Below are 20,806 nucleotides of genomic sequence, written 5' to 3' on the forward strand. Positions count from 1 at the left end.
CAGCAGACGCGACCAAGGCCCGTTGTGGCACGCTGGCGCCTCCGGAAGTCGGCGGGGGAGAGCATGCACGAGACCACCACGACGGCGAGCGACACCGATCTCGGCCTCGTCGCACGCGAGCCGTGGCACCCCGCGCTGTGGGGCGGGGTGGCGCTGCAGGTGGCGGCGGTCGCTGCGGCCACCGTGCTGTGGTCGGACTGGTACGACGACGGCCTCGACGCCCCGTGGTGGGCCGACGTCGCCGGAGCCGCGAGCGGGGTGATTCCGCTGGCCGGTGGACTCGTCGCCGCGTGGTGGCCGCGTCGTCAGGACCGCGCGCCGGTCGAGGGCGCAGCGTGGCTCCGGGCGTGCTGGCAGCTGCTCTTCGTCTTCGCCATCGGCGTCGTCCTGACGATCGTCAGCCTGTTCACCGACGGCACGTCGTGGGGCAGCGCGCTCCTCATCAGCGCCGGCATCGGCACGATGCTGCTCCCGATCCCGACCCTGCTGCTCGTCGTCGGACCGGTCGTGCTCCTCACCGACGTCCGACGGCCAGGGGTTGACGCACAGTGGTACGACGTCGCGGCGATGACGGCCCTGATGCCGTGGGTCGCCGTGGTGGCGTCGTCGCTGGCATGGGCGGTTCCCGACACCGGTGAGCCGATGACGCGGGGGGACCACCTGGTGGAGTGGATCGGGGTCGTCGTCGGCACGACCGAGCCGCGCGAGCCGTGGCTGGCGTGGCTCGTCCGGGCGGTGACGATCGGCTTCCTGGTGATCCTCTGGCGAGCGGCGGTCGTGAGCCGCCGTACGCTCGCTGCCCGGCGCGAGGTCCGGTGACCACCGCGCCGCGCGTGCTGGTCGTCGGCCCGGCCAGCGCTAACGAGATCATCCACCTCGCCGCCCTCCCGGACCCCGTGCCGGGCACGCACTTCGCCGAGCGCTCCTGGAGCACCCTCGGAAGCACGTCCGCGGGCAAGGCGCTCAACCTCGCCGCCCTCGGCGCCCGGGTGACGCTGCTCACGGTGCTCGGCACCGACGACGTGGGCGCGCGGGTGCGGGGGAGCCTCGAGGCGGCGGGGGTCCGCGTGGTCGCGCGACCGAGTCGCAGCGGGCGGTGCGAGCGGCACGTCAACCTGATGACCGACGCGGGGGAGCGCGTCTCCATCTACACCCACCTGCCCTCGCCCGCCGAGCCGTGGACGTCGCGGGACGCGGACGAACACCTGTTCGACGCTGATCTCGTCGTCGTCGACCTGTCCGAGGCGTCCGCGCCGTGGGTGGCATGGGCGCGCGATGCGGGCGTGCCGACGTGGAGCGACCTGCACGACTACGACGGCACGTCCGCCTTCCACGAGCCGTTCAGCCACGCGGACCACCTGCAGCTGTCGTCGGAGCGGATGCCGGACTGGCGGGCGTACGCCGAGCGGGTCGCCGCCGACGGCAGGACCGTCGTCGTGACGCACGGCGCGGACGGCTCGTCGGCGGTCGGTCCGGGCGGCGCGTGGGTGGATGCGGAGGCTCAGGACGTCGAGGTCGTCGACGCCAACGGCGCCGGCGACGCGTTCTTCGCCGGCTTCCTCGTCGCCCGGTGGAACGGCTCCGACCTGCGTGGGTCACTGGACGCGGGAGCAGCGCGGGCTGTCGTCTGCCTCAGTGGTCCGCACCTGGCCGGTGAGGTGGGGGGACTGCACGAGGGTTGACCGGGGCGTCCTCGATGAACGCTTATTGACATAATGTCAGTTATCGGCGATATTTCGATGTGGGTGGAGCCCCTCCTGGGACCGTTCAGAAGCGCCGCAGCTGGTAGGTCCCGACCGTCGACGCCACGACCTCGCCCCGGGCGTCCGTCAGCGTCGCCTCGAGGACGAACTCGCCCTTGCCGGTCGCCGACGCCTCGCGGCGGACCCGATCGACCTCGTCCCGGGCCAGCGACGCCGTGGCGCGTACGACGCCCAGCGCGGGTCGCCGGAACCCGATCGTCGACTCCTTCACCAGCGGCACGAACCCCGCGAGCTCACCCTCCAGGTCGAAGGTCGCCAGGCTGAGCACGCCGCCGAGCATCTCGGCGACGCTGAACAGCGAGCCGGCGTAGGTCACACCGAAGTGGTTCGTGTTGGGCTCGGGCGGGAGCTCGGCGGCAGCGAAGCCGGGCCGCAGCTCGACGACCCGGATCCCCATCGCCTCGAGGATCGGGACCGATGCCAGGGACGGGGATGCCTCCACCTACGCAGGTATAGGCCATCCGGCGGCGTGCGGCAATGTGCGGACGATGCGGGGAACCCTGTGTCCCCGGGCACTCACGGACGCCCGGGGACACACGCGGATCACCTGTGCGTGACCTTGGTGGTCGGCTTGCTCCTCACGGTCGTGGTGACGAAGCCCGCCTCGCGGACGGTCACGCGCAGCGTCACCCTCCTGCCGAGGAGTCCCCTGCGCAGCTCGAGCGTCGGCGTGCTGCCGAGCCTCTTCTTGCCGGCGTACCACGCGTAGCGCACGGTCGGATCCGTGCCGATGCCCCGGACCCGCGCCTTCAGCGTGCGGCCGACCTGTGCCTTCCCGGCGATCTTCGCCACCACGGTGCCGAACCGGGCCCGGGCGACGGCCGACGTCGTGGCGCTCCTGGTGGTCACCGCGGCGTAGCCCGGCTTGGTCCCCGTCACCGCCACGCTGATGCGCGTCCTCACGTCGTCGAGCCCGAGGACGTACGACGCACCGGTGGCGCCGGCGACCGGGACGCCGTCGCGCAGCCACTGGTAGCCCACCGAGACTCCCCCGTCCCACGTGCCGGGGCTGACGGTCAGCGTCTCGCCGAACGTCGCCGTCCCGGACACCACGGGTGCGGGAGTGGCCTGGAGGCGGCCCTCGGAGACCGTCGCCGCGGCGCTCCGCCGGGTGACACCGGTGTAACCCGCCTTCGTCGCCGTCACCGCGACCTCGAGCTGCTTGCCGACGTCGGCCGCGCCGAGGGTCCGGCTGGCGCCTGCGCCGACCGGCTCGCCGTCGAGGAACCACTCGTACGTCAGCGCGGCGCCGTCGTCCCAGGCACCCGGTAGCGCCGTGACGGTGGCGCCGACGACCGCGTCGCCCTGGATGGTCGGCGTCGGGGTGCTGCCGAGCGTGCCCGCAGCGACGGTCGCCGCAGCGCTGGTCCGGGTGACGGGCGAGTAGTCGGGGTGGCTGCCGGTGACCGCGACCGAGACCGTCCTGCCCAGGTCGTCGGGGCGGAGCGTGAAGGTCGCCGCGGTGGCGCCCTCGACGGGAGTGCCGTCGACCAGCCACTGGTGGGAGAGGCTCGTGCCGTCACGCCAGCCGGGCGTGCTGACGGTGACCGTGCCTCCGACCGCGAACGTGCCGGTGACCTCCGGCGCGCCCGACGGGGTGAGCGGCTGGACGCCGACGGCTGCCTCGCTGGCGCAGCCTGCGGTCGAGCACAGGCCGCCGAGGCCGGTGGGCACCGCGGTCGCCCGCAGCGTCTCGTCGGAGACGTCACCGTCGGCGACGACGTCGAAGGTCGCGGTGGCCGAGGACCCGGCCGCGGTCGAGGGCACGGTCCAGGTCAGCGTGGTGCCGTCGAGCACCAGGCCGTCGGGCAGGGTGCCGATGCTCGCGTCGTCCAGGACGTCGACCAGGTCGACCTCCACGATGCCGTCGGTCAGCGCGACCTTGCCGACGTTGGCCGCGGTGAGCTGGTAGGTCAGCGTGCCGCCCGGCTGCGGCGTCGACGCAGGCTCGCCGGCCAGGGTGAGGTCGTACTTGCTCGGCCAGGCCGGCTTGTCGCCGTCGAGGATCCAGTCCTGCCAGAACGCGTCGAGGTCGCGTCCCGAGACCTCCTCGGCCAGGGACTTCAGGTCGTCCCCGCTGCGGCTCTCGCCCGCGTGGCGGGTCTGCCACTCCCGGACGACCTCGAGGAAGGCGTCGTTGCGCAGCGCCGTGCGGAGCGCCTCCCAGAACTGGGCGCCGCGCGTGTAGGTCTGGTAGCCGTAGATGTTCGCGGGATTCGTCTGCGCGCCGGGCGGGGTGGCCCAGTTCGGGCTCGTCGAGGCCGTGTTGTTCCAGCTGTTGAAGTACGTCGTCTCGGTCGCGCCCGGGTTGGGCGTGGCTGACGCCAGCACGTTGGTGTACCAGCTCGGTCCCCAGGTGGCCATGCCCTCGTTCATCCAGATGTCGGTCCACAGCTGCGGCGTGACGTTGTCGCCGTACCACTGGTGGACGAGCTCGTGGATCAGCGTGTTGCCGTTGACCGAGCCGGTGCTCGGGAAGAACGAGCGGTCCTGCGTCTCGAGGGCGTAGTTGATGCCGCTGGGCACGGTGTCGACCACGACGCCGGTGCTGTTGCCCGGGTAGGGGCCGTAGAGCTGCTCCAGCCGGGTGATGATCGTGCCGAGCAGCGCGCGGCGGTTGGTGATCGTCGTCTTGTTGGCCGCCGACAGCGACGAGTCCATGAACGACCACTCCGGGATGACGCGGCCGTCGGACAGCGTCACCTGCGACTCGATGACGTCGTACTTGCCGATCGAGATGATGATCAATTCACTGGCCATCTGCTCCTGCTGGACCCACCTCCAGGTGGTGCGGGTGCCGTCCTCGCTGACGGTCCTGGAGGCGAGCTCGCCGTTGCCGACCACGGCGCTGTCGCCGGGACCGGTCGCCGAGGTGATGGTGCTGGGGATCGTGGTGGTGAAGCTCCAGGTGGCCTTGTCCCCCGGCATGTTGTTGTGCGGGATGCCAGCCATGGCCCCCACCGGCTGACCCATGAAGGTGGCGCCGTCCGACGTCGCGGCCCAGCCCTCCCACGAGCCGTCCGGGTCCACGTGGTGGTTGGGCACGCCGTGGTAGGTGACGACCGTCGTGAAGTCGCCCTCGACCGGTGCGGCCGGTGTCACGACGAGCTTGTAGGTGGTGGTCGCGGGGTCGACGACCCGCTCGTACGTCGCCGGCACCCCGTCGACCGTGACGGAGTCGACGGTCAGGCCCTCCAAGTCGAGCGAGAACGACCGCAGCGGAGCGCCCGTCGTCCTGGCCCGCATCGTGGTGCTGGCCGAGTCCAGGACGCCGGTCATGGAGGTGCCGACGACGCCGGTCGCGTTCCAGTCCAGGACCACGTCGTAGTGCAGGGCGTCGTAGCCGCCGTTGCCGACGTGGGGGAACATGGGGTCCCCGGCGGTCCGGGCGCCGTCCACGGGGTCCGCCGCGGAGGACGGCTGGGTGGCCGTCACGACGATGCTGCCCGCCACCATCGCGACCGGTACGGCTCGGGCGGCGACCCGCCGCCACCACGTCGACCGGCCGTTCACGTCACTCGTCGCCATGCGTTCCCTCACTCGTCGGTGCGGGGCCCGATGCCCCGCTCCTGGAACGTAGTGGCGGAGGACCGGAGGCGTGGGCGGAATCGCCCGACACGTACTCGCGCGTGCCACAAAAGTAACGCGGCGGTAACACGACGACGCGGAGGCGACCGCCTCCACTCTCAACGTATAGGCCATCCGGGGGCTTGCCGCAAGACCCCGTCGCTCCCCCACACTGCACGGCGTGATGCAGCCCGAGACCTCGCCGGATCCCCACCAGCACACCGCTCCGTTCGCCCTCCCCGACTCCCTCGCCGCCAAGGCGGACCCGGCGCTCATCGACCGGGACCGCGCCCACTTCGCGGCGATCGCCGACAGCCTGTCCCACGCCGTCACCGAGCTCGAGACGAGCCTCGCCGAGACCCGGCGCAGGCCCGCCGGCCACGGCACCGCCGCGCTGGAGCGCGACCAGGAGGTGCACCGCCTGACCGCCCGGCTGCGCGCCCTGCGGCGCTACGACCTCGACCTCTGCCTGGGCCGCATCGTGCACGCCGACCGCGACGAGCCGACGTACATCGGACGCTTCGGCCTCGCCGATCCCGGCGGCCGGCGGCTCCTGGTCGACTGGCGCTCGCCCGCCGCCGAGCCGTTCTTCGCGGCCACCCACGCGCAGCCCCACGGCGTTGTCAGCCGCCGTCGCTACCGGTGGACGGCCGGCAGGATCGTCGACTACTGGGACGAGGCCTTCACCGAGGAGGGACTCGCCCACACCGCCGCCCTCGACGACCAGTCCGCCTTCATCGCCACGCTGGGCGCCAGCCGGACGCCACGGATGCGCGACGTGCTCGCCACCATCCAGGCCGACCAGGACGCCATCGTGCGCGCCGGCTCGCGGGGCGCCTTGGTGGTCGACGGCGGGCCGGGCACCGGCAAGACGGTCGTCGCGCTGCACCGCACGGCCTACCTGCTCCACGCCGACCCCCGGCTCGGGCACCGCCGCGGTGGCGTCCTCTTCGTCGGGCCCCACCAGCCCTACCTCGCCTACGTCAGCGACGTCCTGCCGAGCCTCGGCGAGGAAGGCGTGCAGACCTGCACCGTCCGCGACCTCGTCCCCGAGTCCGCGGACGCCGTCCCCGAGGCCGACCCGCACGTGGCGTCGCTCAAGGCCGACGTCAGGATGGTCGCCGCCATCGAGCCGGCCGTCGCGCTGCACGAGGAGCCGCCCACCGAGCCGATGCTGGTCGAGACACCGTGGGCCGACGTCCGGCTCACCGTCGCGGAGTGGGCCGAGGCCTTCGCCTCCCCCGATCCGGGCACACCGCACAACCTGGCTCGCGACGACGTCTGGGACGCCGTCCTCACCATTCTCGTGGACAAGCTGGGCGACGCCCTCGACGACGTCTCCCCCGACGCCCTCCGGCGCGTGCTCGACCGGCACGGCGCGCTGCGCGACGCCGTCGACCGGGCGTGGCCGCTGCTCGAGCACACCGACGTGGTCGGCGACCTGTGGTCCGTCCCCGCCTACCTCCGCCACTGCGCGCCCTGGCTGGCGCCCGAGGAGGTCACCGCGCTGCGTCGGGCCGAGGGCGAGGCGTGGACGTACGCCGACCTGCCGCTGCTCGACGCCGCGCGGCTGCGGCTCGGCGACCCCGAGGCGTCGCGCCGCAGGCGTCGTACGCACGCTGCCGAGGCGCGCGAGCGCGCCCGGATGGACGAGGTCGTCGACGACCTGCGCACGACGGCGCGCGAGAGCGGTGCGGACGAGTACGGCGACGGGCTGGTGTCGATGCTCGTCCACCACGACCTGCGCACGGCCCTCGTGGACGACGGCGCGCTGCCCACCGCCGACGCCGACCTGCTGGCCGGGCCGTTCGCGCACGTGGTGGTCGACGAGGCGCAGGAGCTGACCGACGCCGAGTGGCAGGTGCTCCTGCGGCGCAACCCGTCGCGCAGCTTCACGATCGTCGGCGACCGCGCGCAGGCGCGCCGCGGCTTCACCGAGTCCTGGGGCGAACGGCTCGCGCGGATCGGCCTGCCGCACGCCACGGTCGCTCCGCTGACCATCAACTACCGCACGCCCGCGGAGGTGATGGCCGAGGCCGAGCCGGTCATCCGCGCCGCGCTGCCGGAGGCCAACGTCCCCACGTCGATCCGCGAGAGCGGGGTGCCGGTGCTCCACTCCCCCGCCGCCGGTCTCGACGCGATCCTCGCCGGCTGGCTGGCCGCGCACGACGGCACCGCCGTGGTCATCGACGCATCCCGCGACAACAGCTGGGACGCCACGCTCGAGCGGGCGTTCGGCGGTCGGGTCCGGTCGCTGACGCCGGAGACCGCCAAGGGCCTGGAGTTCGACCTGGTCGTGCTCATCGACCCGGAGCGGCTCGGCGACGGGATCACCGGCGCGGTCGACCGGTACGTCGCGATGACCCGCGCGACGCAGCAGCTCGTCGTGCTGGCCTCGGACTGACGTCGGGCCGACCTCGGACCGACTCCCGCGACACCGAGGGGCGGCTCAGGCGGAGCCGGCGAGCGCCTCCCGCAGCGACGCGATGTCCTCCGGGCCGACCCGGCAGCAGCCGCCCACGAGCCGGGCGCCGGCGGCGACCCACGCCGAGACGTCCTCGGGATGGAACGCCGAGCGACCGGTCCAGGCCCGGGCCTCGGCGTCCCAGGACTGGCCCGAGTTGGGGTAGACGACGGCCGGCTTGTGCGCACCGGCGGCCTCCACGGCGGCTCCCGCGTCGGCCGGGGTCGTGCAGTTGACACCCACCGCGAGGACCTCGGCGACGTCGGCCGCCATCGCGAACGCCTCCTCGAGCGGCTCCCCCGCCCGCGTGCGACCCTCGCTCGCGGACAGCGACAGCCACGCCGGCACGCCGCTGCCGTCGAGCTCGGCCAGCACGGCCTCGACCTCGGCGAGGCACGGGACAGTCTCGACCGCCAGCACGTCGGCGCCCGCACCGACGGTCGAGGCCAGGACGTCGAGCCGGGGCCGGTGGAACGCGCGCAGCGCGGCCACGTCCAGGCCGTAGTCGCCGCGGTACTCCGAGCCGTCGGCCAGCACGGCGCCGTACGGCCCGACCGAGGCGGCCACCCAGCCGCCCGGTGCGGCCTCGTCGCGCGCCGCAGCCGCCAGCGCCACGCTGCGGCGCAGCAGCCGCTCGACCTCGCCACGGTCCACGCCCTCGGTGCCGAAGCCCTCGAACGACACCTGGTAGGAAGCGGTCGTGGCCACCTCGGCGCCCGCGGCGAAGAACTCGCGGTGGGCGTCCTCGATGGCGGCCGGGTCGTCGCGCAGCAGCCGCGCCGACCAGAGGTGGCTCGACAGGTCGTGGCCGTGCCGCTCGAGCAGGGTCGCCAGCCCGCCGTCGAGGACGACGGGACGTGTCGCCACCGTCGACCGCAGGTCGGAGGTGTCGCCGGGAGCGGGGTCCGTCGAGCTCATGCAGCCATGCTCGCAGGTCCCGGGGCGGGCGCCGGTGGCTGCTCGCTTGTCGGCGTCGGCAACGATCGGTCCGTGCCAGAAGGACACACCATCCACCGACTCGCCCGACGACACGCCCGCCTCATCGGGGGCCGGCACGTCTCGGCCGACAGCCCCCAGGGCAGGTTCGAGGACGGCGCGCGCCTGCTCGACGGCCGCGCGCTGAGCGCCACCGACGCCTGGGGCAAGCACCTCTTCCACCGCTACGACGACCTGTGGCTCCACGTCCACCTCGGCCTCTACGGCACGTTCCGGGACGGCACGCTGCCCGCACCGGCGCCCCGGGGCGCCCTGCGGCTGCGGCTGGTCGGCGGCGGTCACTGGCTCGAGCTGCGTGGCCCGACGGCGTGCGAGGTGCTCACCGACGACGAGCGCGGGCGCATCCTGGCCCGCCTCGGTCCCGACCCGCTGCGGCGACGCCCGGACGTCGAGGCGTTCGTGGCCCGGGTGCTGCGCAGCCGCGCCCCGATCGCGACCCTGCTGATGGACCAGTCGGTCGTCGCCGGTGTCGGCAACGTCTACCGGGCCGAGGTCCTGTTCCGCCACCGCCTCGACCCGTTCCGGCCCGGCCGCGACCACGACGCCGCCGTCCTCCACGCGCTGTGGGACGACCTGGTGGTGCTGCTGCGCGCCGGGGTCCGCGCGGGTCGCATCGTCACGACGCTCCCCGAGGACCGCGAACGCCCCTCGGGCCGGCCGCGCCGCGAGGACGCGCACTACGTCTACCGCCGCACCGACCTGCCCTGCCGCATCTGCGGCACGCCGGTCCAGGACGGCGAGATCGCGGCCCGCCGGCTCTACTGGTGCCCGGTCTGCCAGGTCTGAGGCCCTGCTGCGCAGTCGCCCGGGCCGTCAGTCGTGCTCACGGGACCAGGGCGAGCACCGCCGACGGGTCCTCGACGTGGGCGTTGTGCCCCAGCCCCGGCAGGCTCACCGGGTCGGTCACCAGCCCTTCGAGGTCCTGCGCGGTGACCATCGGGTCGTGCTGGCCGCGGGCGAGCACGACCGGGCACGCGACGGCGGCGAGCAGGCCGGCCATGTCGGGCACGCCGACGGCGAACGTGCGCGGGTCCTGCGCGAGCCGCCAGCCACTCCCCTCTCCCGCGGCGCTGCGGTCCACGACGGCGGTGTCCACCATCGGGTCGTCGGCGGGCACCAGCCCGGCGAGGCCGGAGACGCGCAGGAACCGGTCGACCGCCTGCTCGCGCGTGTCGTAGGCCGTCACCGGACGCTCGCCCGTCGCCACCGCCCGCGCCGCGTCCTCGGGCGGCCACGACACCTTCACGCCGAGCGCCACCACGGCGGTCACCCGCTCGGGCGCCAGCGCGGCCAGGGCGAGCGCGACCACGCCGCCCATCGAGTGTCCGAGCACCGGCACCGGGTGGTCGAAGGACTCGAGGAGGGGTCGCACCGCCTCGGCGTGCCGCTCGAAGGTGTAGGGCGGGTCCCAGGCAGCGCCGCCGTGACCGGGCAGGTCGGGCGCCAGCGCCCGCGGCGGGCGGAGGACGCCGCGCCAGACCCCGCCGGTGGCGCCGAGCCCGTGGAGGAGCAGCATCACGCGCCGACGTACGCAGCCAGGTGCTTGCCCGTGAGCGTCGGCTCCTTCGCCGCGACCATGTCGGCCGGCGGGCCCTCGTAGACGATCGTGCCGCCCTCGTGGCCGGCGCCGGGGCCGATGTCGATGATCCAGTCGGCGTGGGCCATGACGGCCTGGTGGTGCTCGATGACGATGACCGACTTGCCGGAGTCGACGAGGCGGTCGAGCAGGCCGAGGAGGTTCTCCACGTCGGCGAGGTGCAGGCCGGTGGTGGGCTCGTCGAGGATGTAGACGTCGCCCTTCTCCCCCATCTGCGTGGCCAGCTTGAGGCGCTGGCGCTCGCCGCCCGACAGCGTGGTCAGGGGCTGGCCCAGCGAGAGGTAGCCCAGACCGACGTCGACGAGCCGCTCGAGGATCTTCATCGCGGCCGGGATCCTGGCCTCCCCGTCGCTGAAGAGCTCGCGCGCGGCGAGGACCGACATCTCGTGCACCTCGGCGATGTCCTTGCCGCCGAGGGTGTACTCCAGGACCTCGGCCTTGAACCGGCGCCCCTCGCACTCCTCGCACGGCGACTCGACGGTGGCCATCGGGCCGAGCTCGGTGAAGATGACCCCGGCGCCGTTGCAGGTCGAGCACGCGCCCTCGGAGTTGGCGCTGAACAGCGCCGGCTTGACCCCGTTGGCCTTGGCGAAGGCCTTGCGGATCGGCTCGAGCAGCCCGGTGTAGGTCGCCGGGTTGCTGCGCCGCGACCCCTTGATGGCGCCCTGGTCGATGACGATCACCTCGTCGCGCCCGGCGAGCGAGCCGTGGATGAGCGAGCTCTTGCCCGACCCGGCGACGCCGGTGACGACGGTCAGCAGGCCGAGCGGCACGTCCACGTCGACGTCCTTGAGGTTGTGCGTGCTCGCGCCGCGCACCTCCATGGTCCCGGTGGCCTCGCGCACGGTGTCCTTCAGCGTCGCCCGGTCGTCGAGGTGCTTGCCGGTGATCGTGCCGCTCCTCCGGAGCCCCTCGAGGTCGCCCTCGAAGCAGATGCTGCCGCCCGCAGCGCCCGCGGCGGGGCCGATGTCGACGATGTGGTCGGCGATCGCGATGGTCTCCGGCTTGTGCTCGACCACCAGCACGGTGTTGCCCTTGTCGCGCAGCTGGAGCAGCAGGTTGTTCATCCGCTCGATGTCGTGCGGGTGCAGCCCGATCGTGGGCTCGTCGAAGACGTAGGTGACGTCGGTGAGGGACGAGCCGAGGTGGCGGATCATCTTGGTGCGCTGCGCCTCGCCACCGGACAGGGTGCCGGCCGGGCGGTCGAGCGAGAGGTAGCCCAGGCCGATCTCGGAGAACGAGTCGAGCAGGTGCTGCAGGCCCTTGAGCAGCGGCGCGACCGACGGCTCGTCGAGGTCGCGGACCCAGTCGCCGAGGTCGCTGATCTGCATGGCGCACAGGTCGGCGATCGACCTGCCGTTGATCTTCGACCTCCGCGCTTCGGGCGTGAGCCGCGTGCCCTCGCACTCGGGACAGGTCTGGAAGGTCACCGCCCGGTCGACGAACCGCCGGATGTGCGGCTGCATCGCCTCGGGGTCCTTGGACAGGATCGACTTCTGGATCTGCGGGATCATGCCGGTGAAGGTGAGGTTGACGCCCTCCACCTTGAGCTTGGTCGGCTCCGACCACAGCATCGTCTCGAGCTGCTTCTTGGTGAACGACTTGATCGGCTTGTCCATCGGCAGGCCCATGCCCTCGAAGAGCCGGCCGTACCACCCGTCCATCGAGTAGCCGGGGACCGTGAGGGCGCCGTCCGAGAGCGACTTCTCCTCGTCGTAGAGCGCGGTCAGGTCGATGTCGTTGACCTTGCCCATGCCCTCGCAGCGCGGGCACATGCCGCCGAGGTAGACCTCCTGCTTGGCGATCCGCCGCTCGGTGCGACCGCCCTTCTCCGTCGTCATCATCCCGCTCGCCTTGCGGGTCGGGACGTTGAAGGAGTACGCCGTCGGCGGCCCGACGTAGGGGTCCCCGAGCCGGCTGAAGAGGATCCGCAGCATCGCGTTGGCGTCGGTCGCGGTGCCGACGGTGGACCGCGGGTTGGCGCCCATCCGCTCCTGGTCGACGATGATCGCCGTGGTCAGGCCCTCGAGGTGGTCGACGTCGGGACGCGACAGCGAGGGCATGAACCCCTGCACGAAGGCGCTGTAGGTCTCGTTGATCATCCGCTGCGACTCCGCCGCGATGGTCGCGAAGACCAGCGAGCTCTTGCCGGAGCCGGAGACGCCCGTGAAGACGCTGAGCCGGCGCTTCGGCAGGTCCACCGACACGTTCTTGAGGTTGTTCTCCCTCGCGCCCTCGACCCTGATCAGCGCATGGTCGTCGGCTGGGTGTGTGCTCGTCATCGTCCGCGTCTCCCTCGTCGCTCCCGGCGTGTCCGCCGCCCCGTGGCTGTGGCAATCCTGCCAGTACGACGCGCCGCTGGGGAGGTGTGTGACCGCCCGCCCCTCCGGATGGGGTGCCCGCCTTGACCGGCGTGCCAGTGTCGAGGACATGACCACCCATGACGACCAGCTCGCGACCGTTGCCGAGATCATGAAGGAGACCCGCATCGCCGTGCTCACCTACATCGCCGGTGACGGGTCGCTGGTCTCGACCCCGATGGGCAACCAGGACTTCGAGCACCCGGGCACGACGTGGTTCCTCACCGAGCGCGACACCGACAAGGTGCGTGCCATCCAGGCCGACCCGCGGGTCAACGTGTCCTACGCCAGCGACGCCGGCTGGGTCTCGCTGACCGGCACCGCGCGGGTCAACGACGACCGGGCCAAGCTCGAGGAGCTCTGGGACGCCTCGGCCGGCGCCTTCATGACCGGCGGCCCCGAGGACCCGACCAACGTGCTCCTGCAGGTCGACGGCGCCACCGCGGAGTACTGGGAGTCCCCCGGCAAGGTCGTCTCCGCGATCGAGCTCGCCAAGGGGCTGATCGGTCGCAGCAAGCCCGACCTGGGCGACAACGACACCGTCGAGCTCTGACGGAGGGCCCCCGGTGCTCGTCGAGGCGCAGGGACCCGCCAGTGCCGGCGAGGCCTGGCGACGCTTCACCACTCCCGGCACCTGGCCGGACTGGGCTCAGCTGATCACCCACGTCGAGTCGAGCGACCCGGTCCTCGCGGTCGGCACGTCGGGCCGCGTGCACGGCCCCGCCGGGGTCGCCGTCGGCTTCGAGATCACGCGCGTCGACCCCGAGCTGCGCGCGTGGTCGTGGACCGTGCGACGCGGTCCGGCGTCGGTCGGGATGGACCACCACGTCGTGGCGGCTCCGGCCGGCGGGAGCCGCGCGTTCCTCCGCGTGCCCGGCCGCGCCGCCGCGCTCCTCCAGCCCTACCGGGTCCCCGCGGGCGCCGCGCTGCGCGGGCTCGTGGGCGAGCCCGGCGGCGAGACCACCGTCGAGCCGGTCACCTCCTTCGACTTCGCCTTCGCGCCGTCGTACGCCCGCGCCGCCCGCCCGTTCGGGATCACCCCCCGGACGACGACCGTCGAGGTCGGGCCGTCGTGGCTCTACGTCCGCTACGGGCCCTGGCGGCTGCTCACCCCGCGCAGCAACATCGCCGGGGCCGAGGTCACCGGCGGCTTCGGCTTCGCGAAGACCGCAGGCCCGCCGCACCTGTCCCTGAGCGACCGCGGCGTCTCCTTCACCACCAACGGCGACCGCGCGCTGTGCCTGCGCTTCCACGAGCCGGTGCCGGCCATCGACCCGACCGCCACCATCCGGCACCCGGGGGCCACCCTCGCCGTGGCCGAGCCCGAGCAGCTCGCCGAGGCGCTCGACCTCGACCTCTAGGCTCCGGGCATGGGCATCGTCCACCGCGCCACGCTCTCGCCGTCCAAGCAGGAGCTCGTCGCGACGTGGCTCCCCACGCAGACCTGGGCGGAGGATCTGGTCGTCGCGGAGAAGGTCGCGGAGTACCGCTTCGACGACCCCGCCGGCGAGGTGGGCGTCGAGACCATCCTGTGGCGCACCACGGACGGGGCTCTCCTGCAGGTGCCGCTCACCTACCGCGCCGCACCCCTGCCCGCGGCCGAGGAGCACCTGGTCACCACCGCCCACCACTCCGTGCTCGGCGAGCGCTGGGTCTACGACGGCTGCGGCGACCCGGTGTGGGCCGCCACCCTCGTGACGGCCGTCCTCACCGGGGCCGAGCCGTCACCGATGTTCTTCGAGGACGGCGGCACGCGCATCGACATCCCGGCCCGGATGCACGTCCGCGGCAGCGGGAGCGAGGCCTCCGGCCCCCCGATCGACGCCGTCGACTCCGTCATCCACAGTGGCGTCGTGACGACCGTGCGTGCCGGCTCGACGGAGATCGAGCTGGCGCGCGTCGTGGACGCCCCGCTGGGCGACGGCGCCCGGCTCGTGGGCCGCGTCGGCGACGCGCCCGACGAGACGGTCCTCGCCGTGGTGCGCACGGCCTGAGGCGGCCGCTGGCCCCGGAAGGGATGGTCAGTCGATGTTCGCCCCCACGTGTCCGCGAGTACCCCGGGGCGCTCCCGTACAGGTGGAGCCGAACACGGACTGTCCCGACACACGGTGTCAGGCGCGCTCCACCCCGAGCCCCAGCCACTCGGCCAGGGCGTCCAGCTCCGCGTCGACCCGAGCCCGCCGGTCGGGCGACCAGTCGCCGTCCTCGTGCACCGCGTCGACGACCAGCACGCCCGACTCCCGGTCCGCGGTGGCGTCGACCTTGCCCACCAGCTCGTCGCCGTCGAGCACCGGCATCGCCCAGTAGCCCCACCGCCGCGTCTCCGCGGGCTTGTACATCTCCAGCTGGTAGTCGAAGCCGAACAGCTCCTCCATGCGCTTGCGGTCGAAGACGAGCCGGTCGAGCGGCGAGAGGATCGCCGTGCGTCCCTGCCAGGCCGACCCGTCGGTCCCGTCGGCCTCCTCGAGGAGGGCCGGGTCGACCCGCCACTGCCCGCGCCCGCCCTCCACGCGCGCGGGCTCGCCCACGTCGCGGACGTCGTACGGCTCGTGCCACGCCTCGAGCGCACGAGGGCGGGCGATGCCAAGGGCGCGCAGGCGCCGTTGCGCGAGGGTGCGGTGGGCCTCCTCGGCCGGCACCGCCGGATCACCCGGGTGGATCCGCTCGGCGAGGTCCCACCGACGCTCGCGACCCTCCCGGGACGCGACCGCCACCTCGCCGCGCGCCTCCAGGCACTCGAGCAGCTTCATCACGTTCTTGTTGTTGGTCCACCCCGTCGAGCGCCAGGGCACCTCGCAGGTGTCGGGCAGGTCGCGCGCGGCCGTCGGCCCCTCGGACCGGAGCAGCGCGAGGATCTCGCGACGGCAGCCGTCGTTGGCTGCGACCCAGTCGCGGACGTCCTCCTGCCACTCCCGGAGCGGCGGGTCACCGGGCCAGGCGTCCATGTCGGCGCGGAACAGGGCGATGTCCTCGCTGGGGCGCAGCATCGCCTGGTGCTCGACGACGGCGCCGTTGCCGACCAGCTCCTCGAGGTCCTCCGGCTCGTAGGCGCTGCCCAGCCGGGTCCACAGGGCGAGGTCGGCGTGCCGGGCGACGACGCTCGTCAGGTCGACCTGCAGGAAGCCGAGGTGCCGGAGGACGTCGAGGGCGTCGGTGGGCCGCTCCGCGGTCAGCAGCTGCGCGCGTACGGCGATCCGCCGGGCCTGCTGCGCCGACAGCTCGACCACCCGTGCGGCACCCATGCGCCGATCCTAGGCGGGGTCGCGCTCGCGACGACGGACCATGAGGGCATGGCCCGAACGGGTCATTCGTGCCCCACATCGGGCAATTCCGGGCGTGTTCGCGCGCGGACCGCGTCATGGGCTGGCACCGTGGACGTCATAGGGGAAAGACCATCTCGGATCACCAAGCTGTGGGGGCAACACCATGTGGGACACCGTCGAGACCAGCACGGTCCACCTGTCGCACGACCGTCCGTGCGGGGGCTGCGGCCACGGGCCGCACACCTACCTCCCGTGCTCGGACACCTGCGACTGCGCCCACGGGCGCGACCGCGTCCTCAGCGCCGTCTGAGCCGGCGCCGGGCCTTCCGCACCACGCCCTCGCGCGGCGGCGGGTGCCCCTGCTCGTCGAGCTCGTAGGCAGCCACCTTCGCCAGTCGCGGCCGCGCGTGGTCGTCGACGACCTCGCCGGTCACCCACCACATCCGCAGGCCGCGCCCGGCCACCCGCAGCAGCGCGAGGTTGTTGTCGAACCAGGGCCCCTCGGCGTAGTGCCAGCGCAGCGGCGCGTCCGGGACCTTCGTCGAGCGCGACGCCAGCCGGCCGACCGGCCCGGCCACCCCGTACGACAGCACGGCCGTCGCGAACCGCGTGTGGCGCGACAGCGGGTTGCGGATCGGCGAGCACACCGCCTGCAGGACCGTGGACTCGAGGCGCCGGCCGCCCCTGGCCGGGCGGGCCTCGCTGACATAGCTGTGGTGCACGTCGCCGGAGAGGAACGTGACCGTGGACGGGGCCGTGCCGCGCTCCCCCGCCGCCACCTCCATCGTCTGCTGCGCCAGCTCCTGGAAGCTGCGCTGGAAGGCCCCCCAGTGCTCCAGGTCGACGGTCGTGCGCAGCTTCTCGCCCACCTTGCTGCCCCGGTCACCCCAGGCGCCGCCGGCCAGCGCCTCGCCGAACGCCTCGAGGTGGTGCAGCCCGCGCGCCAGCAGGAACGGCAGTGACGTGCCGATGAACAGGTGGTCGACGTCGCCACGGAGCTGCTGGTCGAGCCATGCCGCCTCGTCCGGGTCGAGCATCGCGCGACTGTCCGGGTCGAGCTGGCGGGCCGCCCGCGAGTCGACCACGACGAGGCGGGCCTGGGTGTCGAAGTCGCGCGTGTGGCTCCAGCGGTACGTCGACGGCAGCTGGTCGACCCGCTCGGCGAAGGCGTCCAGGACGTCACTGAGGTCGAGCTCGTCGTCGCCGGCGTGCGCGAGCACCTTGGCGTAGATCTCGTCCTCGGCCCGGTCGGCCGGCGAGAGGTTGCCGAGGTGCTGGTAGACCCAGTAGGACGCCAGGCCGGCCACGATGCGGCCGTGCCACCACGACGTCGCCTCCATCTCCTGACGCCAGGCCATCGAGGTGTTCCAGTCGTCGCGGATGTCGTGGTCGTCGAAGATCATCGCGCTCGGGACGGTGGACAGCAGCCAGCGGTTGGCGTCGTCGGACCAGGCCAGCTTGTAGAGGTGGGCGTACTCCTCGAAGTCCTGGAGCTCGGTCCACGGCGGCTCGCTGATGTCGCGACGCGACTCGATGAACTCCTGCATCGCCTCGGTGGTCTCATCGGCGTCGACCTGGTCGCCGAGGAAGAGCAGGAGGTCGGGCAGCCGGTCGGGCGCCAGGTCCGGGTCGTCGGGGTCGACCGGCGGGGCGTGGTCCGCCACGCGCAGCGCCCACGCCCGGAGCGCGTCGACGCCGTGGGTGCCGTTGCCCTTCTCGTCGTGCGACACCGAGGTGCGGCACGACCCGAAGGCCAGGTGGAGCGGGCGCCCGGGCTCCAGCGTGGCGATCACGGGAGCCGGGAAGGGAGAGCCCGCCTCGGGCCAGACCCGCTCGCCGTCGACCTCGACGGCGTAGGCCTCGGTCGACCCGGGCTGCAGGTCGCCCAGCTCGACGAGCGCGTAGTGGTGCCCGTGGACCGCGAAGGTCCGGGCGCTGGCGGACGTCTCACCCCGCCGCACCGTGACGGTGCCCGCGTCGCGGGTCTCGACCCACACGGCTGCCGACGTCTCGTCGACGTGGCGCAGGAGCGGCCCGAGCACCAGCGGGCTGTCGGACCCGCTCACGGCTGGAGGAGGACCTTGATCGCGCGGCGCTCGTCCATGGCGCGGTAGCCCTCGGCGGACTCCGCCATGGGCAGCGTCAGGTCGAAGACGCGGCCGGGGTCGATGGCCCCGGAGAGGACGCGCTCCAGCAGGTCGGGCAGGTAGCGGCGCACCGGGGCCATCCCGCCGGCCAGGCCGACGTTCTTCTGGAACATCCGGCGGATCGGCAGCTCGACGCCGTGCGGCACGCCGACGAAGCCGACGGTCGAGCCCGGACGGGCGACGGCGAACGCCGTCTTCATCGCCTGGTCGGTGCCGACGCACTCGAGCACCGCGTCCGCGCCGACCCCGTCGGTCAGCTCCATGATGCGGGCGCCGCCCTCCTTGCCGCGCTCGGCGACGATGTCCGTGGCGCCGAAGGCGCGGGCGATCTCCTGCCGGGGCTCGTGGCGCGACATCGCCACCACCCGCTCCGCCCCGAGCTGGGCGGCCGCCAGCACGCCGCTGAGACCGACGGCTCCGTCGCCGACCACGACGGCGGTATCGCCGGGCTTCACGCCGGCGGCGACGGCGGCGTGCCAGCCGGTGGCCATCACGTCGGTGAGCGCGAGCAGCGACGGGATCATGTTCGCGTCGGGCATGCCGTCCGTGGCGACGAGGCTGCCGTCGGCCTGGGTGACGCGGGCGTACTCCCCCTGGCCGCTCTGGGTGATCCCGAGGTTCACGCACGCGGACTGCATGCCCGCCACACAGTGCGGGCAGGTGTTGTCGCAGTGGCAGAACGGCACGATGACGAAGTCGCCGACCTTGGTCCGGCTCACCTCCGAGCCGACCTCCTCCACGACGCCCACGCACTCGTGGCCGATGGTCGTCCCCGGGTCGACGTCGTTCTCACCGCGGTAGGGCCACAGGTCCGAGCCGCAGATGCAGCCGGCGACCACCTTGATGATGGCGTCGGTGGGCTCCTCGATCGTGGGGTCCGGGACCTCCCCGAAACGGATGTCGCCGGGGGCGTGGATGGTGGTTGCGCGCATGGTCGCGATACTGCCACGAGGCAGCCCACACCCGTCCCCCTCCTGCGGGCGTCCCGACGCGAACTGCCCCGGCGCGTGCCGACTGGCGTTATCTCATATCTGAGATACCGTGGTGCACATGGCTGACTACAAGGGTCGCATCGGCAACCTGATCCGCGACGCCCGCAAGCACCGGGGACTCACCCAGCACCAGCTGGCCGACCTGCTCGGCACCAGCCAGAGTGCCATCAACCGCATCGAGAAGGGCCACCAGAACCTCTCGCTCGAGATGCTCGCCCGCATCGGCTCCGCCCTCGACTCCGAGATCGTGGCCCTCGGCGCCGGCCCGACGCACCTGCGCGTCGACGGCCCGACCACGCTCTCCGGCTCCATCACGGTGAAGACGTCCAAGAACGCCGGCGTCGCACTGCTGTGCGCGTCCCTGCTCAACAAGGGACGTACGACGCTGCGCAAGGTCGCCCGCATCGAGGAGGTCAACCGGCTGCTCGAGGTGCTCAACTCCCTCGGCGTGGTCACCCGGTGGGTGGGCGAGGACAACGACCTCGAGATCATCCCGCCCGCCGAGCTCGACCTGTCCCAGATCGACGAGGGCGCAGCGCGGCGCACCCGCTCGGTCATCATGTTCCTCGGTCCCCTGCTCCACCGCGTCGACGAGTTCGAGCTGCCCTACGCCGGTGGCTGCAACCTCGGCACCCGCACGGTCGAGCCCCACATGGCCGCCCTGCGCCCCTTCGGCCTCGAGGTCAAGGCCACCGACGGCGCCTACCACGCGAGCGTCAACCGCGCCCTCGAGCCCGAGCGCCCGATCGTGCTGACCGAGCGCGGCGACACCGTGACCGAGAACGCGCTCATGGCCGCCGCGCTCCACCCGGGCACGACCGTCATCCGCAACGCCTCGTCCAACTACATGGTCCAGGACCTGTGCTTCTACCTCCGCAAGCTCGGCGTCGAGGTCGAGGGCGTGGGCACCACGACGCTGCGGGTGACCGGCAAGGCGTCCATCGACGTCGACGTCGACTACGCCCCCTCCGAGGACCCGATCGAGGCCATGTCGCTGCTCGCGGCGGCGATCGTCACGAAGTCCTCGATCACCATCCACCGGGTGCCGATCGAGTTCCTCGAGATCGAGCTCGCGACGCTCGAGGAGATGGGCTTCCGCTACGACCGCTCCGAGGAGTACGTCGCGCTCAACGGCGAGACCCGCCTGGTCGACATCACCACCCACGCCTCCGAGCTGCGGGCGCCGCTCGACAAGATCCACCCGATGCCGTTCCCCGGCCTCAACATCGACAACCTGCCGTTCTTCGCCGTCATCGCCGCGGTCGCCGAGGGGCAGACGCTGCTGCACGACTGGGTCTACGAGAACCGCGCCATCTACCTCACCGAGCTCAACAAGCTCGGCGCCCAGGTCAAGCTCCTCGACCCCCACCGGGTGCTCGTCGAGGGACCGACGCACTTCTCCGGCGCGGAGATCGTCTGCCCGCCGGCGCTGCGCCCGGCCGTGGTGATCCTGCTCGCGATGCTGGCCTCCAAGGGCCGCAGCGTGCTGCGCTCGACGTACGTCATCCACCGCGGCTACGAGGACCTCGCCGAGCGCCTCAACGAGCTCGGTGCCAACATCGAGACCTTCAGGGACATCTGAAGTTGGGACGCGGGGACCTCTCGGGGGCACTGCTCGAGCACGGCTGACCCGAGGGAGCGTCCGCGGCGCGCCCGC

Annotated in this window: 16 protein-coding genes; 8 read left to right on the forward strand and 8 right to left on the reverse strand. The window is 72.9% G+C overall.

Going from position 1 to position 20,806, the window contains the following annotated elements:
* Positions 1–63 precede the first annotated feature (63 nt).
* Positions 64–819, forward strand: coding sequence for a hypothetical protein (locus HN031_RS16025; RefSeq protein WP_172272264.1), 756 nt, complete (start codon positions 64–66; stop codon positions 817–819).
* A complete protein-coding gene (locus HN031_RS22375) occupies positions 816–1,682 on the forward strand; it encodes a carbohydrate kinase family protein (RefSeq protein WP_172272266.1) in 867 nt (288 codons plus the stop codon). Before HN031_RS16025 ends, HN031_RS22375 begins: the two co-directional genes overlap by 4 nt.
* Before the next feature lie 85 nt (positions 1,683–1,767).
* On the opposite strand, the gene HN031_RS16035 is transcribed toward HN031_RS22375, so the two are convergent.
* Positions 1,768–2,205, reverse strand: coding sequence for a YiiD C-terminal domain-containing protein (locus tag HN031_RS16035; RefSeq protein WP_216652513.1), 438 nt, complete (start codon positions 2,203–2,205; stop codon positions 1,768–1,770).
* A 101-nt stretch (positions 2,206–2,306) separates the two neighbouring features.
* Entirely contained in the window at positions 2,307–5,291 is a 2,985-nt protein-coding gene (locus tag HN031_RS16040) for a M1 family metallopeptidase (RefSeq protein WP_172272269.1), read from the reverse strand.
* Positions 5,292–5,514: 223 nt separating this feature from the next.
* Here HN031_RS16040 and helR point away from each other — a divergent pair, with 223 nt between their 5' ends.
* Positions 5,515–7,734 (forward strand): RNA polymerase recycling motor ATPase HelR, encoded by a 2,220-nt coding sequence (gene helR / locus HN031_RS16045; RefSeq protein WP_172273691.1) that lies wholly within the window; start codon positions 5,515–5,517, stop codon positions 7,732–7,734.
* 45 nt (positions 7,735–7,779) lie between these two features.
* Here helR and mmuM read toward each other — a convergent pair whose 3' ends face one another.
* Positions 7,780–8,712 carry a homocysteine S-methyltransferase gene (gene mmuM, locus HN031_RS16050; RefSeq protein WP_172272272.1) on the reverse strand — a complete coding sequence of 311 codons (933 nt, stop codon included), beginning with the start codon at positions 8,710–8,712 and terminating at the stop codon, positions 7,780–7,782.
* Between the two features lie 72 nt (positions 8,713–8,784).
* On the opposite strand from mmuM, the gene HN031_RS16055 reads away from it, so the two are divergent.
* Complete coding sequence (locus tag HN031_RS16055; RefSeq protein ID WP_172272275.1) at positions 8,785–9,576, forward strand: Fpg/Nei family DNA glycosylase; 792 nt, start codon at positions 8,785–8,787, stop codon at positions 9,574–9,576.
* 37 nt (positions 9,577–9,613) lie between these two features.
* Here the strand turns inward: HN031_RS16055 and HN031_RS16060 are convergent, their stop codons facing one another.
* Positions 9,614–10,306: an alpha/beta fold hydrolase gene (locus HN031_RS16060; protein WP_172273694.1), complete on the reverse strand. Its 693-nt coding sequence runs from the start codon at positions 10,304–10,306 to the stop codon at positions 9,614–9,616.
* Entirely contained in the window at positions 10,306–12,669 is a 2,364-nt protein-coding gene (locus HN031_RS16065) for an excinuclease ABC subunit UvrA (RefSeq protein ID WP_172272278.1), read from the reverse strand. The genes HN031_RS16060 and HN031_RS16065 overlap by 1 nt, the downstream gene beginning before the upstream one ends.
* 148 nt (positions 12,670–12,817) lie before the next feature.
* Here HN031_RS16065 and HN031_RS16070 point away from each other — a divergent pair, with 148 nt between their 5' ends.
* The 3 genes from HN031_RS16070 to HN031_RS16080 are packed head-to-tail and all read left to right on the forward strand — an operon-like array spanning position 12,818 to position 14,741.
* Positions 12,818–13,300: a pyridoxamine 5'-phosphate oxidase family protein gene (locus HN031_RS16070; RefSeq protein WP_172272281.1), complete on the forward strand. Its 483-nt coding sequence runs from the start codon at positions 12,818–12,820 to the stop codon at positions 13,298–13,300.
* Positions 13,301–13,313: 13 nt separating this feature from the next.
* On the forward strand, positions 13,314–14,108 hold the full coding sequence (locus HN031_RS16075; RefSeq protein WP_172272284.1) for a hypothetical protein: 795 nt from the start codon (positions 13,314–13,316) through the stop codon (positions 14,106–14,108).
* Positions 14,109–14,117: 9 nt separating this feature from the next.
* On the forward strand, positions 14,118–14,741 hold the full coding sequence (locus HN031_RS16080; RefSeq protein WP_172272287.1) for a hypothetical protein: 624 nt from the start codon (positions 14,118–14,120) through the stop codon (positions 14,739–14,741).
* Positions 14,742–14,858: 117 nt separating this feature from the next.
* Here HN031_RS16080 and HN031_RS16085 read toward each other — a convergent pair whose 3' ends face one another.
* The 3 genes from HN031_RS16085 to HN031_RS16095 form a co-directional block, all read right to left on the reverse strand.
* Entirely contained in the window at positions 14,859–15,989 is a 1,131-nt protein-coding gene (locus HN031_RS16085; protein WP_172272290.1) for a crosslink repair DNA glycosylase YcaQ family protein, read from the reverse strand.
* Between the two features lie 317 nt (positions 15,990–16,306).
* The gene (locus HN031_RS16090) at positions 16,307–18,076 is read right to left on the reverse strand and encodes an alkaline phosphatase D family protein (protein WP_172272293.1); all 1,770 of its coding nucleotides are present in this window, start codon (positions 18,074–18,076) and stop codon (positions 16,307–16,309) included.
* Positions 18,073–19,089 (reverse strand): zinc-dependent alcohol dehydrogenase family protein, encoded by a 1,017-nt coding sequence (locus tag HN031_RS16095; protein WP_172272296.1) that lies wholly within the window; start codon positions 19,087–19,089, stop codon positions 18,073–18,075. The genes HN031_RS16090 and HN031_RS16095 overlap by 4 nt, the downstream gene beginning before the upstream one ends.
* 118 nt (positions 19,090–19,207) lie before the next feature.
* Between HN031_RS16095 and HN031_RS16100 the strand changes: the two genes are divergently transcribed.
* Positions 19,208–20,731, forward strand: coding sequence for a UDP-N-acetylglucosamine 1-carboxyvinyltransferase (locus HN031_RS16100; protein WP_172272299.1), 1,524 nt, complete (start codon positions 19,208–19,210; stop codon positions 20,729–20,731).
* The last annotated feature ends 75 nt before the right edge of the window (positions 20,732–20,806 follow it).

The sequence above is a fragment of the Nocardioides sp. zg-1308 genome, assembly GCF_013155375.1.
Taxonomy (GTDB): domain Bacteria; phylum Actinomycetota; class Actinomycetes; order Propionibacteriales; family Nocardioidaceae; genus Nocardioides; species Nocardioides renjunii.